Genomic DNA, 15,363 nt, shown 5'->3' with positions numbered 1-15,363 from the left:
TCATGGCTGACTCGACTCTCGCGCTCGACGTCCGGAGCGCCTCCGGCAAGAAGGCCGGCTCCGTGGAGCTGCCCGCCGCGCTCTTCGACGTCAAGACCAACGTTCCCCTCATCCACCAGGTCGTCGTCGCGCAGCTCGCGGCGGCTCGCCAGGGCACCCACTCGACCAAGCGTCGCGGTGAGGTCTCGGGCGCCGGCCGCAAGCCCTTCAAGCAGAAGGGCACGGGTAACGCCCGTCAGGGCTCGATCCGTGCGCCGCACATGACCGGTGGTGGCATCGTGCACGGCCCCAAGCCGCGCAACTACTCGCAGCGCACCCCCAAGAAGATGGTCGCCGCCGCGCTCCTCGGAGCGCTCAGCGACCGTGCTCGCGGCCAGCGTCTGCACATCGTCGACTCGTTCGGTGTCGAGGGCACGCCCTCGACCAAGGCTGCTGCGGCGGTTCTGACCGGCCTCGGCGCCACGAAGAACGTCCTCGTGGTCATCGAGCGCGGTGACGAGATCACCGTCAAGAGCGTGCGCAACCTCGCGTACGTCCACGTGCTGACGTTCGACCAGCTCAACGCCTACGACGTGCTCGTCTCGGACGACCTCGTCTTCACCAAGGCCGCCTACGACGCGTTCGTCGCGTCCAAGGCCGGCGCCACCGAGGAGGTCTCGGCATGACCGCCGTCAACAAGGACCCGCGCGACATCATCCTGAAGCCGGTCGTCTCCGAGAAGAGCTACGGGCTCATCGACGAGGGCAAGTACACGTTCCTCGTGGACCCCCGTGCGTCGAAGACCGAGATCAAGCTCGCGATCGAGAAGATCTTCGGCGTCAAGGTCGCAGCGGTCAACACGCTCAACCGCGCGGGCAAGTCCCGTCGCACCCGCTTCGGCACCGGCAAGCGCAAGGACACCAAGCGCGCCATCGTCACCCTGAAGTCGGGCACCATCGACATCTTCACGGCAGTCGGCTGACGGTCGGGATAGAGGACAACGAACATGGCTATTCGCAAGTACAAGCCCACGACCCCGGGTCGCCGCGGTTCGTCGGTGGCCGACTTCGCCGAGATCACCCGATCGACGCCCGAGAAGTCGCTCCTCCGCCCGATCGCCAAGACCGGTGGCCGTAACAATCAGGGCCGCATCACGACGCGTCACATCGGTGGTGGCCACAAGCGCCAGTACCGCGTGATCGACTTCCGTCGCAACGACAAGGACGGCGTCAACGCCAAGGTCGCTCACATCGAGTACGACCCCAACCGCACCGCGCGCATCGCGCTGCTGCACTACTTCGACGGCGAGAAGCGCTACATCATCGCCCCGAACAAGCTCCAGCAGGGCGACATCGTCGAGTCGGGTGCCGGCGCCGACATCAAGCCCGGCAACAACCTGCCGCTGCGCAACATCCCGACCGGTACGGTCATCCACGCCATCGAGCTCCGTCCCGGTGGCGGCGCGAAGATGGCTCGCTCGGCCGGCGCCAGCGTGCGTCTGGTCGCGAAGGACGGCCCCTACGCGCAGCTGCGTCTGCCCTCGGGCGAGATCCGCAACGTCGATGCGCGCTGCCGCGCGACCATCGGCGAGGTCGGCAACGCCGAGCAGTCGAACATCAACTGGGGCAAGGCCGGCCGCAAGCGCTGGAAGGGCGTTCGCCCGACGGTTCGTGGTGTCGCCATGAACCCGGTCGACCACCCGCACGGTGGTGGTGAGGGCAAGACGTCCGGTGGACGTCACCCCGTCACTCCCTGGGGCCAGGCTGAGGGTCGCACCCGCCACCCCAACAAGGAGAGCGACAAGTACATCGTCCGCCGTCGCAACGCCGGCAAGAAGCGCAAGTAGGAGTAGAGGAAGATGCCTCGCAGCCTGAAGAAGGGCCCCTTCGTCGACGAGCACCTGCTTCGCAAGGTGGTCGCGCAGAACGAAGCCGGCTCCAAGAACGTCATCAAGACCTGGTCGCGCCGTTCGATGATCATCCCGGCCATGCTCGGCCACACGATCGCCGTGCACGACGGACGCAAGCACATCCCCGTGTTCGTGTCCGAGACCATGGTCGGCCACAAGCTGGGCGAATTCGCGCCCACCCGCACCTTCCGCGGCCACGTGAAGGACGACAAGAAGGGCCGCCGCCGCTGACGCGGGGGCAGTTCCAGAGAGGACAGAGGAGGAGAGACATGGTGGAATCCACCGCGCGCGTGAAGCACATCCGCGTGACCCCTCAGAAGGCTCGTCGTGTCGTCGCGCTCATCAAGGGCAAGCAGGCTCAGGAGGCACTCGCCATCCTGAAGTTCGCCCCGCAGAGCGCCAGCGAGCCGATTTACAAGCTCGTCGCCTCGGCCGTCGCGAACGCTCGCGTCAAGGCCGACAAGGACAACGAGTTCCTGGACGATGCAGACCTGTACGTGAAGAACGCGTACGTCGACGAGGGCACGACGCTCAAGCGTTTCCAGCCCCGCGCCCAGGGTCGTGCCTTCCAGATCAAGAAGCGCACGAGCCACATCACGGTCGTGCTGTCGACGCCGGAGAACGCGGATGCCGCGGCCGCCGGTACGAGCAAGAAGGCGAGCAAGTAATGGGACAGAAAGTCAACCCGTACGGCTTCCGCCTCGGCATCACCACGGACCACGTGTCGCGTTGGTTCTCGGACTCGACCAAGCCGGGCCAGCGTTACGCCGACTACGTCGCCGAGGACATCAAGATCCGTCGTCTGCTGACCACGTCGCTCGACCGCGCCGGCGTCAGCAACATCGAGATCGAGCGCACCCGTGACCGCGTCCGCGTCGACATCCACACCGCCCGCCCGGGCATCGTGATCGGTCGTCGCGGCGCCGAGGCCGAGCGCATCCGCGCCGACCTCGAGAAGCTCACCGGCAAGCAGATCCAGCTCAACATCCTCGAGGTCAAGAACCCCGAGGCCGACGCCCAGCTCGTCGCGCAGGGCATCGCCGAGCAGCTCTCCGCTCGTGTGGCTTTCCGCCGCGCGATGCGCAAGGGTCTGCAGGGCGCTCAGCGCGCCGGTGCCAAGGGCATCCGGATCCAGGTCTCGGGCCGCCTCGGCGGCGCGGAGATGAGCCGCTCGGAGTTCTACCGCGAGGGCCGCGTGCCCCTGCACACGCTCCGCGCGAACATCGACTACGGCTTCTACGAGGCCAAGACCACCTTCGGCCGCATCGGCGTGAAGGTCTGGATCTACAAGGGCGACCTGACGGCCAAGGAGCTCGCTCGCGAGCAGGCCAACGCGCCGAAGACCTCGCGCGGTCGCGACGACCGCGGTGACCGCCGTCGCGGTCCCCGCAACGAGGCCCCCGTGGCAGAAGGAGCGTCGGCCTGATGCTTATCCCCCGCAAGGTCAAGTACCGCAAGCAGCACCACCCCAAGCGCGATGGCCAGGCCACCGGCGGCACGAAGGTCTCCTTCGGCGAGTTCGGTATCCAGGCACTCACGCCCGCTTACGTGACCAACCGTCAGATCGAGTCCGCTCGTATCGCCATGACGCGTCACATCAAGCGTGGCGGCAAGGTGTGGATCAACGTCTACCCCGACCGTCCGCTCACCAAGAAGCCCGCCGAGACCCGCATGGGTTCGGGTAAGGGCTCGCCGGAGTGGTGGGTCGCCAACGTCAAGCCGGGTCGCGTCCTCTTCGAGGTCGCCGGAGTCAACGAGGAGCTCGCTCGCGAGGCCCTGACCCGTGCCATTCACAAGCTGCCGCTGAAGGCACGCATCATCAAGCGCGAGGAGGGCGACGCGTAATGGCTGTCGGCACCAAGACGCTCGCCCCGAGCGAGCTCGACACGTTCGAAGACCAGCGCCTCGTCGAGGAGCTGCGCAAGGCCAAGGAAGAGCTGTTCAACCTGCGCTTCCAGTCGGCCACCGGCCAGCTCGAGAGCCACGGCCGCATCCGTGCGGTCAAGCGCGACATCGCGCGGCTCTACACGGTGATCCGCGAGCGCGAGCTCGGCATTCGTGCCACGCCCGTCGCGGAGGCGCCGAAGGCGAAGAAGACCAAGGCCAAGAAGGCGGATGACGCCACCGAGGCCGCGAAGGAAGAGACCGAGTAATGGCTACCGACAAGAACGCCGCTGAGGCTGTCGCCGAGGGCCACGAGCACGGCGAGCACGACGTCCGCGACCCGCAGGCCCGCGGTTACCGCAAGGCTCGTCGCGGCTACGTCGTGAGCGACAAGATGGACAAGACGATCGTCGTCGAGGTCGAGGACCGCGTGAAGCACCCGCTCTACGGCAAGGTCATCCGCCGCACGTCGAAGGTCAAGGCCCACGACGAGGCCAACACCGCCGGCATCGGCGACCTCGTCCTCATCAACGAGACTCGCCCGCTGAGCGCCACCAAGCGCTGGCGTCTGGTCGAGGTCCTCGAGAAGGCGAAGTGATCTCATGATTCAGACCGAATCCCGCCTCAAGGTCGCCGACAACACCGGCGCCAAGGAGCTGCTCACCATCCGCGTGCTCGGCGGCTCCGCCCGCCGGTACGCCGGACTGGGCGACATCATCGTCGCCACCGTCAAGGACGCGATCCCCGGTGGCAACGTCAAGAAGGGTGATGTCGTCAAGGCCGTCATCGTCCGCACCGTCAAGCAGACGCGCCGTCCCGACGGCTCGTACATCAAGTTCGACGAGAACGCCGCCGTCATCCTGAAGAACGACGGGGAGCCCCGTGGCACCCGCATCTTCGGACCGGTCGGTCGTGAGCTTCGCGACAAGAAGTTCATGAAGATCGTCTCGCTCGCCCCGGAGGTCATCTGATCATGGCGAACATCAAGAAGGGTGACCTGGTTCAGGTCATCACGGGCGCCAAGCCCGAGCGCGGCGGCGACCGTGGCAAGCAGGGCAAGGTCCTCGAGGTCCTCGTCGAGCAGAACCGCGTCATCGTCGAGGGCGTGAACTACGTCACCAAGCACACCCGCGTCGGCCAGACGCAGCGTGGCACCAAGACGGGCGGCATCGAGACCTTCGAGGCCCCCATCCACATCTCGAACGTCCAGGTCGTCGACCCCGAGACGAAGAAGCCGACCCGCGTCGGCCACCGCGTCGAGGAGAAGACGAAGGACGGCGTGAAGCGCACCGTCCGCGTGCGTTACGCGAAGAAGAGCGGCAAGGACCTCTGAATATGAGCAGCACCACTGCCGCGGCGGCTGGCAAGATCCAGCCCCGCCTGAAGCAGAAGTACCAGAGCGAGATCAAGAAGGCTCTGCAGGAAGAGTTCGGCTACGCCAACGTCATGCAGATCCCCGGTCTCGTGAAGGTCGTCGTGAACACCGGTGTCGGCGAGGCAGCTCGCGACAGCAAGGTGATCGACGGCGCCGTGGACGACCTGACGAAGATCACGGGTCAGAAGCCGATCGTCACGAAGGCCCGCAAGTCCATCGCGCAGTTCAAGCTGCGCGAGGGCCAGGCCATCGGCGCGCACGTCACCCTCCGCGGTGACCGTGCGTGGGAGTTCATCGACCGTCTCGTGAACCTCGCGCTGCCCCGCATCCGCGACTTCCGCGGTCTGTCGCCCAAGCAGTTCGACGGTCACGGCAACTACACCTTCGGTCTGCAGGAGCAGGCGGTCTTCCACGAGATCAACCAGGACCGGATCGACCGCGTCCGTGGTTTCGACATCACGATCGTCACCACGGCGAAGTCGGATGACGAGGGACGCTCGCTGCTCCGCCAGCTCGGCTTCCCGTTCAAGTCGGACGACGCCCAGGCGTAATCCGGTACAATCGATCGTTCGGCCTCGGGGCATGCTCCGGGGCCGAACGACTGCACAACTGAATATGGACATTCATCGAAGGTCGCCTGTCGTGTAACGGCAGTCGAAACCTCATGATCGAAGGAACACACCTATGACGATGACAGACCCGGTCGCAGATATGCTGACCCGTCTGCGCAACGCGAACTCGGCGCACCACGACTCCGTGTCGCTGCCGAGCTCGAAGCTCAAGACCAACATCGCCGAGATCCTCAAGCAGGAGGGCTACATCTCCGGCTGGGAGGTCACCGATGCCCGCGTCGGCCAGACCCTCACCATGACGCTGAAGTACGGCCCCAACCGCGAGCGGTCGATCGCCGGCATCAAGCGCGTCTCCAAGCCCGGTCTCCGCGTGTACGCGAAGTCGACCGAGCTGCCCACGGTCCTCGGTGGCCTGGGCGTCGCGATTCTGTCCACCTCCTCTGGCCTCCTCACGGACCGCCAGGCCGACTCGAAGGGCGTCGGCGGGGAAGTCCTCGCCTACGTGTGGTGATCTGATGTCGCGTATTGGACGTCTCCCCATCGACATCCCTGCCGGTGTGACCGTCGAGGTCACCGGACAGGACGTCCTCGTCACGGGCCCCAAGGGCGAGCTGCGACTGACCGTCGCCAAGCCCATCGAGGCCAAGGTCGAGGAGAACCAGGTTCTCGTCACCCGTCCGGATGACGAGCGCGAGTCGCGTGCCCTGCACGGCCTGACCCGCACCCTGATCAACAACAACATCATCGGCGTGACCCAGGGCTACACCAAGGGTCTCGAGGTCGTCGGCACCGGTTACCGCGTCGCTCAGAAGGGCTCGTCCGTCGAGTTCGCTCTCGGCTTCTCGCACCCCGTCACCGTCGAGGCACCCGCCGGCATCACCCTGACCGTCGAGGGCAACAACAAGCTCACGGTCAGCGGCATCGACAAGCAGGCGGTCGGCGAGACCGCGGCCAACATCCGCAAGATCCGCAAGCCCGAGCCCTATAAGGGCAAGGGTGTGCGGTACGCGGGCGAGGTCGTCCGCCGCAAGGCCGGAAAGGCTGGTAAGTAAGCATGGCTGTGAAGAGCAAGTCCGACGCGCGCGCGCGTCGTCACGCCCGCCTTCGCAAGAAGATCGTGGGCACCGAGGCCCGGCCGCGCCTGGTCGTGACCCGCTCGGCCCGCCACGTCTTCGTGCAGCTCGTCGACGACGCCAAGGGTCACACCGTGGCTTCGGCGTCGACCCTCGAGGCCGACCTGCGCACGTTCGACGGTGACAAGACCGCCAAGGCCCGCAAGGTCGGCGAGCTCGTCGCCGAGCGCGCCAAGGCCGCCGGCGTCGAAGACGTCGTGTTCGACCGCGGTGGCAACCGCTACGCGGGCCGTGTCGCAGCGATCGCCGACGGCGCTCGCGAGGGAGGTCTGAACCTGTGAGCGATGCAGTGACCAACAACAACGGAGAGAACCCTGTGACCGAACAGGCTACGACCGAGCAGGCCGCAGGCACCGCTCCCGTCGAGCGCGAGGCCCGCGAGCCCCGCCGCGGCAGCCGCGAGCGCAGCAACAACCGCGACCGCGGTTCGCGCGACGCCGACAAGAGCCAGTTCCTGGAGCGCGTCGTCACCATCAACCGCGTGTCGAAGGTCGTCAAGGGTGGTCGTCGCTTCAGCTTCACCGCTCTCGTCGTCGTCGGCGACGGCAACGGGCTGGTCGGCGTCGGCTACGGCAAGGCGCGTGAGGTCCCCCTCGCCATCTCGAAGGGTGTCGAAGAGGCCAAGCGCAACTTCTTCCGCGTTCCCCGCACCGGCTCGACCATCCCGCACCCCGTGCAGGGTGAGGCAGCCGCCGGCGTGGTGCTCCTGCGCCCCGCTGCCGCCGGTACCGGTGTTATCGCCGGTGGTCCCGTCCGCGCCGTGCTCGAGTGCGCCGGTATCCACGACGTCCTGTCGAAGTCGCTCGGCTCGTCGAACACGATCAACATCGTGCACGCGACCGTCGAGGCACTGAAGCAGCTCGAGGAGCCCCGTGCGGTCGCCGCACGCCGTGGCCTGGACTTCGACCAGGTCGCACCGGCTCGCCTCGTGCGCGCTGAGGCCGAGGCGAACGCCGCACAGAAGGTAGGTGCCTGATGGCCGCTCGACTGAAGGTCACCCAGGTCAAGTCCAAGGTGAGCGAGAAGCAGAACCAGCGCGACACGCTGCGTTCGCTGGGTCTCAAGCGGATCGGCGACTCGGTCGTCCGTCCCGACGACGCGCAGACGCGCGGCTACGTCAAGACCGTCGCGCACCTCGTGAAGGTTGAGGAGATCGACTGATGGCTGAGAAGAAGGACGACAAGAAGGCGAAGGCCGAGACCACGGCCGCTCGCCCCGGTGTGCTGAAGGTCCACCACCTGCGTCCCGTGCCCGGATCCAACACGGCGAAGACCCGTGTCGGCCGCGGTGAGGGCTCGAAGGGTAAGACCGCGGGCCGCGGAACCAAGGGTCAGAAGGCCCGGTACCAGGTCAAGGCGGGCTTCGAGGGTGGCCAGATGCCGCTCCACATGCGCACCCCCAAGCTGCGCGGGTTCAAGAACCCGTTCCGCGTCGAGTACCAGGTCGTGAACCTGGACAAGCTCGCGGAGCTCTACCCGCAGGGCGGTGACGTCACCATCACCGACCTGGTCGCGAAGGGTGCCGTCCGCAAGAACGAGAAGGTCAAGGTGCTCGGCACCGGCGACATCTCGGTGGCGCTGAACGTGTCGGTCGATAAGGTCTCGGGCTCTGCCGAGCAGAAGATCGTCGCGGCCGGCGGGTCCATCAAGTAATTCGCCAGCGAGGGCCGGAGTTCGCTCCGGCCCTCGCTTCGTCGTATCCGAGGCGCGCCTGTGAACGGCCTGGGATACCCTGGTTGACGGTGTCTTCCCGAGACGCCGCCCATCCCTTGGGAGGAATCCACTTGTTCAGCGCCATAGCGCGGGTTTTCCGCACTCCGGATCTCCGGCGGAAGATCGGCTTCACCCTGGCGATCATCGCCATCTACCGCCTGGGCGCGCACGTGCCGACGCCGTTCGTGAACTTCCCGAACGTGCAGAGCTGTCTCGACCAGAGCGGCACCGCGCAGGGCCTGCTCTCGCTCGTGAACCTGTTCTCGGGCGGCGCCCTGCTGCAGCTGTCGATCTTCGCGCTCGGCGTCATGCCGTACATCACCGCGACGATCATCGTGCAGCTGCTGCGCGTGGTCATCCCGCACTTCGAGACCCTCTACAAGGAGGGTCAGTCCGGCCAGGCGAAGCTCACGCAGTACACCCGCTACCTGACCATCGCGCTGGCGCTGCTGCAGTCCACGACGCTCGTCACGGTCGCCCGCTCGGGTCAGCTGATCCCGGTGACCGGTGTTCCCGAGTGCGCTCAGCTCGTGACCTCGGAGGCCTGGTACGCCCAGCTCCTGATGATCATCACGATGACCGCCGGCACCGGCCTGATCATGTGGTTCGCCGAGCTCGTCACCGAGCGCGGCGTCGGCAACGGCATGTCGATCCTCATCTTCACCTCGATCGCCGCCACGTTCCCCGCGGCCCTCTGGTCGATCGCGATCGCCCGCGGCTTCGAGATCTTCCTGCTCGTGCTGGCGGTGGGCATCGCCGTCGTCGCCCTCGTCGTCTTCGTCGAGCAGTCGCAGCGGCGCATCCCGGTCCAGTACGCCAAGCGCATGGTCGGCCGGCGCACGTACGGCGGCACGAACACGTACATTCCCATCAAGGTCAACATGGCGGGTGTCGTCCCGGTCATCTTCGCGTCGTCGCTGCTGTACATCCCCGCGCTGATCGCGCAGTTCAACCAGAACCCGGATGCCGACGGCAACGTGCCCGGCTGGGTGGCGTGGATCCAGCAGTACTTCACGACCGGCGATAGCCCGCTGTACATGGCGGTCTACTTCCTGCTGATCATCGGCTTCACCTACTTCTACGTGGCCATCACGTTCAACCCGGTCGACGTCGCGGACAACATGAAGAAGTACGGCGGGTTCATCCCCGGCATCCGTGCCGGCCGGCCCACCGCGGAGTACCTCGACTACGTCCTCACCCGCATCACCGCTCCCGGCTCGATCTACCTGGGTCTCATCGCCCTGCTTCCGCTGATCGCGCTCGCGACGGTCGGTGCCAACCAGAACTTCCCGTTCGGCGGCGCCTCGATCCTCATCATCGTCGGTGTCGGACTCGAGACGGTGAAGCAGATCGACGCGCAGCTCCAGCAGCGCCACTACGAAGGGCTGCTGCGATGACGGCTGCACGTCTGCTGATCGTCGGGCCCCAGGGCTCGGGCAAGGGCACTCAGGGAGTGCGCATCGCCGAGGCGCTGGGCATCCCCGCCGTCTCGACGGGCGACGTCTTCCGGGCGAACGTCAAGGAGGGCACCGAGCTCGGCCAGCAGGTCAAGGCGATCATCGACGCCGGCGACCTGGTTCCCGACGAGCTGACGAGCGCGATCGTGCGCGACCGGCTGGAGCAGGCCGACGCTGCCGGCGGCTTCCTGCTCGACGGGTACCCGCGCAACCTGGCTCAGGTCCGCGATCTCGACGGTTTCCTCCAGGGCCGCGGCGAAGAGCTGACGGCCGTGATCGAGCTCGTCGTCCCCCGCGAGGAGTCCATCGCGCGACTCTCCAAGCGTGCGGCCGAGCAGGGTCGCGACGACGACAACGAGGAGTCGATCGCCAAGCGCCTCTCGATCTACGAGAACGAGACCGCCCCGATCCTCGACGTCTTCCGCGAGCGCGGGATCGTCGATCAGATCGACGGTGTCGGCTCGCTCGACGAGATCACGGAGCGGATCACCGCGGCTCTGACGGCCCGCGGCATCACAGCGTGATCGGTCGCCGCTCCATCTACAAGTCGCCCGCCCAGCTGCAGGCGATGGTCGAGCCCGGCCTGATCACGGCCGCGGCCCTGCAGGCGGTGCGCGACCACGTCGCGCCCGGCGTGACGACGCTCGAGCTCGATGCCATCGCCGCGGACGTGATCCGCTCACGCGGTGCCGAGTCGAACTTCCAGCTCGTCCGGGGCTACCGCCACACCGTGTGCGCGTCGGTCAACGAGCAGGTCGTGCACGGCATCCCGAACTCGCGTCCGCTGGAGCCGGGCGACATCCTCTCGATCGACGCCGGCGCGCAGTTCCGCGGCTGGAACGGCGACTCGGCGTTCACGATCGTCATCCCCGATCCCGAGCGACCGGAGCTCGTCGCGTCGCGCGAGCGGCTGTCGCAGGTCACCGAGGAATCGCTGTGGGCCGGCATCGCCGCCATGGCCAACGCCAAGCGCATCGGCGAGATCGGTGACGCGATCCAAACCTCGATCGAGGCGTCCGGCGAGCAGTACGGCATCCTGCGCGACTACGTCGGGCACGGCATCGGCCGCAAGATGCACGAAGCGCCCTCGGTCTTCAACTACCGCGTGGCCGACCTGGGCCCCGAGGTGAAGCCCGGTCTCGTGCTCGCGATCGAGCCGATGGTCGTAGCCGGCTCGGAGGAGACGTTCACCGAGGACGACGACTGGACGGTCTCGACGATCGACGGCTCGGACGGCTCCCATTGGGAACATAGCGTCGCGGTGCATGATGGGGGCATCTGGGTTCTCACGGCGCCCGACGGTGGCGCCGCGGGGCTCGCCCCGTATGGAATCGTGCCGACGGAAATCGGCTGAGGAGAGAAGTGATGGCTACTGCGGCGACGGGCAAGACCAACTGGTTCGCGATCTGGGTGTCGACGGCCGTGGTGGTCGTGGTGGCCCTCATCGTCGCGCTGGTCGTGTGGATGAACAACAGCGCGACTGACCCCGGCACCCCGCCCACGGGGTCGGGCATCGAGCAGGAGACCGGCGCCGTCGTCGTCGGAGACGGCTCGCAGACGCTCGACACGTACGTCGACTTCATGTGCCCGATCTGCGGTCAGTTCGAGACGACCTACGGACCCGAGATCCTCGATCTCGTGAACGACGGAACGATCACCCTCAAGATCCACCCGATCTCGATCCTCGACCGTGCGTCGCAGGGCACCGAGTACTCGACGCGTTCGGCCAATGCGATGTACTGCGTCGCCGAGGCCGACCCCGACGCCGCCGTCCCGTTCATGCAGGCCCTCTTCGAGCAGCAGCCCGCCGAGCAGTCGACGGGTCTCACCGACGAGCAGCTCCTGCAGATCGCATCCGATGCGGGGGTGACGGGCATCGACTCGTGCGTCACCGATCGCACCTACGAGTCCTACGTCGCCGCGAAGACCAAGGAGACGCCGCTCCAGCCCGGATCGGACCGCGTCGGAACGCCGACGATCGCCGTCAACGGCGAGACGATCTCGAACAGCACGATCCCGGCACGCGGCTCGTTCGCCACGCTCTTCAACTGAGCGGAGCGGGGCGACGCGCCGTGCGAGATACGGCGAGTTGCTCGAGCGTGCGGTAGCGCGTATGCTTGCTCTTTGGTGCGTTGCGCCTCTCTTGGCGTGTCACCGAAAATCCCATCCAACGCAGACCGACCGGCCTGCACAACTGTAAGCGAGCGTATGGCGAAGAAAGACGGTGTCATCGAGATCGAGGGCGTGATCTCCGAGGCTCTGCCCAACGCGATGTTCCGCGTCGAGCTCAGCAACGGACACAAGGTCCTCGCAACGATCTCGGGCAAGATGCGGCAGAACTACATCCGCATCATCCCCGAAGACCGCGTGGTCGTGGAGCTCAGCCCCTACGACCTGACCCGCGGTCGCATCGTCTACCGCTACCGCTGAGCCCAGCGCACGCCGGTCGAGAAGTAACGCCCCGGAGCCCCTGCTCCGTCGGCGAAGACAGCGAATCAGGAACATCATGAAGGTCAACCCCTCCGTCAAGCCCATCTGCGACCACTGCAAGGTCATCCGTCGCCACGGTCGCGTCATGGTCATCTGCAAGTCGAACCCGCGTCACAAGCAGCGCCAGGGCTGATCGGATGCCGCGTCCGCGCGGCACCCGGTACGACGACAACTCAATACACCTCAGGCAGATCAGAACCCGCGCGGCGCAGCCGGCGGGGGACACCTCGGGACGAAGGCCCGAGCACCGATCCTGCTCCACACCTTCGATTACTCCTAGGAGAACCGCATGGCACGTCTTGCCGGCGTTGACATCCCGCGCGACAAGCGCGTGGTGATCGCCCTCACGTACATCTACGGCGTGGGCCGTACCCGCTCGAACGAGATCCTCGCAGCGACGGAGATCGACGAGAACATCCGCGTCAAGGACCTCACCGACGACCAGCTCGTCGCGCTCCGCGACTACATCGAGGGCAACTACAAGGTGGAGGGTGACCTGCGCCGCGAGGTCGCCGCCGACATCCGCCGCAAGGTCGAGATCGGTTCCTACGAGGGTCTGCGCCACCGCCGTGGCCTGCCCGTGCGCGGTCAGCGCACCAAGACCAACGCGCGTACGCGCAAGGGTCCCAAGCGCACCGTCGCCGGCAAGAAGAAGGCGCGCTAAGGCGCGGCCCCCACAGGTTTAGGAGAACACGCACATGGCACAGGCCAAGTCCGCAGCGCGCAAGCCGCGCCGCAAGGAGAAGAAGAACATCGCGCTGGGCCACGCCCACATCAAGTCGACGTTCAACAACACGATCGTCTCGATCACCGACCCGTCGGGCGCCGTCATCAGCTGGGCCTCCTCGGGTGGCGTCGGCTTCAAGGGCTCGCGCAAGTCGACCCCCTACGCCGCCGGCATGGCCGCCGAGTCCGCTGCGCGCCAGGCGCAGGAGCACGGCGTCAAGAAGGTCGACGTCTTCGTCAAGGGCCCCGGTTCGGGCCGCGAGACCGCGATCCGCTCGCTGACGGCCGCCGGCCTCGAGGTGGGGTCCATCCAGGACGTCACGCCGCAGGCCCACAACGGCTGCCGTCCCCCCAAGCGCCGCCGCGTCTGAGCTGACACGGATCCGGATGCCGCATCGCGCGGCATCCGGACTTCCGTCGTTTCCTTGAAAACTCAACACCTCACTGAATTGCACGTGTCATATAGCGGTCACGTGATCGAAAGGAACACATAGTGCTCATCGCACAGCGTCCCACTCTGACCGAGGAGAAGATCGGCGAGTTCCGCAGCCGGTTCGTCGTCGAGCCGCTCGAGCCCGGCTTCGGCTACACCATCGGCAACGCGCTGCGCCGCAGCCTGCTGTCGTCCATCCCGGGTGCCGCCGTCACCAGCATCCGCTTCGACGGTGTGCTGCACGAGTTCAGCACGATTCCGGGCGTGAAGGAGGATGTCACCGAGATCATCCTCAACATCAAGCAGCTGGTCGTCTCGTCCGAGCGCGACGAGCCCATCACGGCGTACCTGCGCAAGACCGGTGCCGGTGAGGTCACGGCCGCCGACATCTCGGCTCCCGCCGGTGTCGAGGTGCACAACCCCGACCTGGTCATCGCGACGCTCAACGACAGCGCGAAGTTCGAGCTCGAGCTCGTCATCGAGCGCGGTCGCGGCTACGTCTCCGCGACCCAGAACCGCAACGAGTACGCCGAGGCCGGTCAGATCCCGATCGACTCGATCTACTCGCCCGTGCTCAAGGTCAGCTACCGCGTCGAGGCCACCCGTGCCGGTGAGCGCACCGACTTCGACAAGCTCGTCCTCGACGTCGAGTCGAAGGCGTCCATCTCGCCGCGCGACGCCGTGGCTTCGGCCGGTCGTACGCTCGTCGAGCTGTTCGGTCTCGCCCGCGAGCTGAACGTCGAGGCCGAGGGCATCGAGATCGGCCCCGCGCCGGTCGCCGAGGTTCTCACCAACGAGCTGTCGATGCCGATCGAGGACCTCGACCTGTCGGTCCGCTCGTACAACTGCCTCAAGCGCGAGGGCATCAACACGGTGTCCGAGCTGGTCGCCCTCTCGGAGACCCAGCTCATGAACATCCGCAACTTCGGTCAGAAGTCGGTCGATGAGGTGCGCGACAAGCTCGTCTCGCTCGGCCTGTCGCTGAAGGACTCGGTTCCCGGGTTCGACGGTGCGCACTTCTACGGCGGATACGACGACGAGAACCTCTGAGCCCCCCTTTCTTCCTGGAGTAATCAAAAATGCCTAAGCCCACCAAGGGTCCCCGCCTCGGAGGCGGCCCCGCACACGAGCGCCTGCTTCTCGCGAACCTCGCCGCGGCCCTGTTCACCCACAAGTCGATCACCACGACCGAGACCAAGGCCAAGCGCCTGCGTCCGTACGCCGAGCGTCTGGTGACCTTCGCGAAGCGCGGCGACCTGCACGCCCGCCGTCGCGTCGCGTCGGTCATCGGCGACAAGAGCGTCGTTCACGAGCTCTTCGCCGAGATCGCTCCGCTCGTCGCCGAGCGCGAGGGTGGCTACACGCGCATCACCAAGATCGGCAACCGCAAGGGCGACAACGCTCCCATGGCTGTCATCGAGCTCGTGCTCGAGCCGGTGAACCCGAAGCCGAAGTCGGCCAAGAAGTCGGCTGCCGCCGCTCCGGCCGCCGAGGAGGCCCCGGTCGAGGAGGCTCCCGTCGAGGAGACCGCCGAGGCTCCGGCCGACGACGACGCTGCGGCCGACGCCGGCGCCGAGTCGCCGGAGGAGGGCGCAGCCGCTGAGGCTGCCGCCGAGGACGCCGCTGAGGCTCCCGCCGAGGACGACAAGAAGTAACAGCGTTTCGCGCTGACATCGGGCCCGCACTCTCTTCG

Annotated in this window: 28 protein-coding genes; all 28 read left to right on the top strand. The window is 66.7% G+C overall.

The features are described 5' to 3' along the window. The first annotated feature begins 2 nt into the window (after positions 1-2). The 28 genes from rplD to rplQ all read left to right on the top strand — a co-directional run bounded on the left by rplD (position 3) and on the right by rplQ (position 15,325). On the top strand, positions 3-665 hold the full coding sequence (gene rplD, locus VC184_RS13980; RefSeq protein WP_023954038.1) for a 50S ribosomal protein L4: 663 nt from the start codon (positions 3-5) through the stop codon (positions 663-665). Beyond that, positions 662-961: a 50S ribosomal protein L23 gene (gene rplW, locus VC184_RS13975; RefSeq protein ID WP_023954040.1), complete on the top strand. Its 300-nt coding sequence runs from the start codon at positions 662-664 to the stop codon at positions 959-961. Before rplD ends, rplW begins: the two co-directional genes overlap by 4 nt. A 24-nt stretch (positions 962-985) precedes the next feature. Then, positions 986-1,825 carry a 50S ribosomal protein L2 gene (rplB, locus tag VC184_RS13970; protein WP_023954042.1) on the top strand — a complete coding sequence of 280 codons (840 nt, stop codon included), beginning with the start codon at positions 986-988 and terminating at the stop codon, positions 1,823-1,825. 12 nt (positions 1,826-1,837) lie between these two features. Further along, positions 1,838-2,119 (top strand): 30S ribosomal protein S19, encoded by a 282-nt coding sequence (gene rpsS / locus VC184_RS13965; RefSeq protein WP_023954043.1) that lies wholly within the window; start codon positions 1,838-1,840, stop codon positions 2,117-2,119. Positions 2,120-2,157: 38 nt separating this feature from the next. Further along, positions 2,158-2,556, top strand: coding sequence for a 50S ribosomal protein L22 (gene rplV / locus VC184_RS13960; protein ID WP_036304774.1), 399 nt, complete (start codon positions 2,158-2,160; stop codon positions 2,554-2,556). Continuing rightward, positions 2,556-3,314, top strand: a complete 759-nt coding sequence (gene rpsC, locus VC184_RS13955; protein WP_023954045.1) for a 30S ribosomal protein S3 — start codon at positions 2,556-2,558, stop codon at positions 3,312-3,314. The genes rplV and rpsC overlap by 1 nt, the downstream gene beginning before the upstream one ends. After that, positions 3,314-3,733, top strand: a complete 420-nt coding sequence (rplP, locus tag VC184_RS13950; protein ID WP_023954047.1) for a 50S ribosomal protein L16 — start codon at positions 3,314-3,316, stop codon at positions 3,731-3,733. The genes rpsC and rplP overlap by 1 nt, the downstream gene beginning before the upstream one ends. Continuing rightward, positions 3,733-4,041: a 50S ribosomal protein L29 gene (gene rpmC / locus VC184_RS13945; RefSeq protein WP_023954048.1), complete on the top strand. Its 309-nt coding sequence runs from the start codon at positions 3,733-3,735 to the stop codon at positions 4,039-4,041. The genes rplP and rpmC overlap by 1 nt, the downstream gene beginning before the upstream one ends. Next, positions 4,041-4,370, top strand: coding sequence for a 30S ribosomal protein S17 (gene rpsQ, locus VC184_RS13940; protein WP_023954049.1), 330 nt, complete (start codon positions 4,041-4,043; stop codon positions 4,368-4,370). The genes rpmC and rpsQ overlap by 1 nt, the downstream gene beginning before the upstream one ends. Before the next feature lie 4 nt (positions 4,371-4,374). Beyond that, positions 4,375-4,743 carry a 50S ribosomal protein L14 gene (rplN, locus tag VC184_RS13935; RefSeq protein ID WP_023954050.1) on the top strand — a complete coding sequence of 123 codons (369 nt, stop codon included), beginning with the start codon at positions 4,375-4,377 and terminating at the stop codon, positions 4,741-4,743. A gap of 2 nt (positions 4,744-4,745) precedes the next feature. Continuing rightward, positions 4,746-5,105 carry a 50S ribosomal protein L24 gene (gene rplX / locus VC184_RS13930; protein WP_112617789.1) on the top strand — a complete coding sequence of 120 codons (360 nt, stop codon included), beginning with the start codon at positions 4,746-4,748 and terminating at the stop codon, positions 5,103-5,105. Between the two features lie 2 nt (positions 5,106-5,107). Further along, entirely contained in the window at positions 5,108-5,698 is a 591-nt protein-coding gene (gene rplE / locus VC184_RS13925) for a 50S ribosomal protein L5 (protein ID WP_112617790.1), read from the top strand. A gap of 133 nt (positions 5,699-5,831) precedes the next feature. After that, the gene (gene rpsH / locus VC184_RS13920) at positions 5,832-6,230 is read left to right on the top strand and encodes a 30S ribosomal protein S8 (protein WP_112617791.1); all 399 of its coding nucleotides are present in this window, start codon (positions 5,832-5,834) and stop codon (positions 6,228-6,230) included. A 4-nt stretch (positions 6,231-6,234) separates the two neighbouring features. After that, a complete protein-coding gene (rplF, locus tag VC184_RS13915; RefSeq protein ID WP_112617792.1) occupies positions 6,235-6,771 on the top strand; it encodes a 50S ribosomal protein L6 in 537 nt (178 codons plus the stop codon). 2 nt (positions 6,772-6,773) lie between these two features. Beyond that, complete coding sequence (rplR, locus tag VC184_RS13910) at positions 6,774-7,133, top strand: 50S ribosomal protein L18 (protein WP_112617793.1); 360 nt, start codon at positions 6,774-6,776, stop codon at positions 7,131-7,133. Next, positions 7,130-7,828, top strand: a complete 699-nt coding sequence (rpsE, locus tag VC184_RS13905; RefSeq protein ID WP_023954060.1) for a 30S ribosomal protein S5 — start codon at positions 7,130-7,132, stop codon at positions 7,826-7,828. Before rplR ends, rpsE begins: the two co-directional genes overlap by 4 nt. Then, positions 7,828-8,013, top strand: coding sequence for a 50S ribosomal protein L30 (rpmD, locus tag VC184_RS13900; RefSeq protein WP_023954062.1), 186 nt, complete (start codon positions 7,828-7,830; stop codon positions 8,011-8,013). Before rpsE ends, rpmD begins: the two co-directional genes overlap by 1 nt. Further along, positions 8,013-8,504: a 50S ribosomal protein L15 gene (gene rplO, locus VC184_RS13895; RefSeq protein ID WP_181574259.1), complete on the top strand. Its 492-nt coding sequence runs from the start codon at positions 8,013-8,015 to the stop codon at positions 8,502-8,504. Before rpmD ends, rplO begins: the two co-directional genes overlap by 1 nt. Positions 8,505-8,635: 131 nt before the next feature. Further along, positions 8,636-9,961: a preprotein translocase subunit SecY gene (gene secY / locus VC184_RS13890; protein ID WP_112617794.1), complete on the top strand. Its 1,326-nt coding sequence runs from the start codon at positions 8,636-8,638 to the stop codon at positions 9,959-9,961. Further along, the gene (locus VC184_RS13885; protein WP_114588836.1) at positions 9,958-10,545 is read left to right on the top strand and encodes an adenylate kinase; all 588 of its coding nucleotides are present in this window, start codon (positions 9,958-9,960) and stop codon (positions 10,543-10,545) included. The genes secY and VC184_RS13885 overlap by 4 nt, the downstream gene beginning before the upstream one ends. Positions 10,546-10,589: 44 nt before the next feature. After that, entirely contained in the window at positions 10,590-11,375 is a 786-nt protein-coding gene (map, locus tag VC184_RS13880) for a type I methionyl aminopeptidase (protein ID WP_407667145.1), read from the top strand. A gap of 11 nt (positions 11,376-11,386) precedes the next feature. Further along, the gene (locus tag VC184_RS13875) at positions 11,387-12,073 is read left to right on the top strand and encodes a DsbA family protein (RefSeq protein ID WP_112617796.1); all 687 of its coding nucleotides are present in this window, start codon (positions 11,387-11,389) and stop codon (positions 12,071-12,073) included. A 156-nt stretch (positions 12,074-12,229) separates the two neighbouring features. Next, entirely contained in the window at positions 12,230-12,451 is a 222-nt protein-coding gene (infA, locus tag VC184_RS13870) for a translation initiation factor IF-1 (protein WP_017201569.1), read from the top strand. A gap of 76 nt (positions 12,452-12,527) precedes the next feature. Next, a complete protein-coding gene (gene rpmJ / locus VC184_RS13865; protein ID WP_005050492.1) occupies positions 12,528-12,644 on the top strand; it encodes a 50S ribosomal protein L36 in 117 nt (38 codons plus the stop codon). A 156-nt stretch (positions 12,645-12,800) separates the two neighbouring features. After that, entirely contained in the window at positions 12,801-13,175 is a 375-nt protein-coding gene (rpsM, locus tag VC184_RS13860) for a 30S ribosomal protein S13 (protein WP_023954076.1), read from the top strand. 34 nt (positions 13,176-13,209) lie between these two features. Then, complete coding sequence (rpsK, locus tag VC184_RS13855) at positions 13,210-13,608, top strand: 30S ribosomal protein S11 (RefSeq protein ID WP_023954078.1); 399 nt, start codon at positions 13,210-13,212, stop codon at positions 13,606-13,608. Between the two features lie 122 nt (positions 13,609-13,730). After that, on the top strand, positions 13,731-14,720 hold the full coding sequence (locus VC184_RS13850) for a DNA-directed RNA polymerase subunit alpha (RefSeq protein ID WP_023954080.1): 990 nt from the start codon (positions 13,731-13,733) through the stop codon (positions 14,718-14,720). 29 nt (positions 14,721-14,749) lie between these two features. Then, on the top strand, positions 14,750-15,325 hold the full coding sequence (rplQ, locus tag VC184_RS13845) for a 50S ribosomal protein L17 (RefSeq protein ID WP_323986650.1): 576 nt from the start codon (positions 14,750-14,752) through the stop codon (positions 15,323-15,325). Positions 15,326-15,363 lie beyond the last annotated feature (38 nt).

Origin of the sequence: Microbacterium plantarum (genome assembly GCF_035231185.1) — a bacterium.
In the GTDB taxonomy this organism is placed as follows: Bacteria; Actinomycetota; Actinomycetes; order Actinomycetales; family Microbacteriaceae; genus Microbacterium; species Microbacterium plantarum.
The sequence above is the reverse complement of the archived record's forward strand: the minus strand, read 5'-3'. Positions and strand labels throughout refer to the sequence as shown.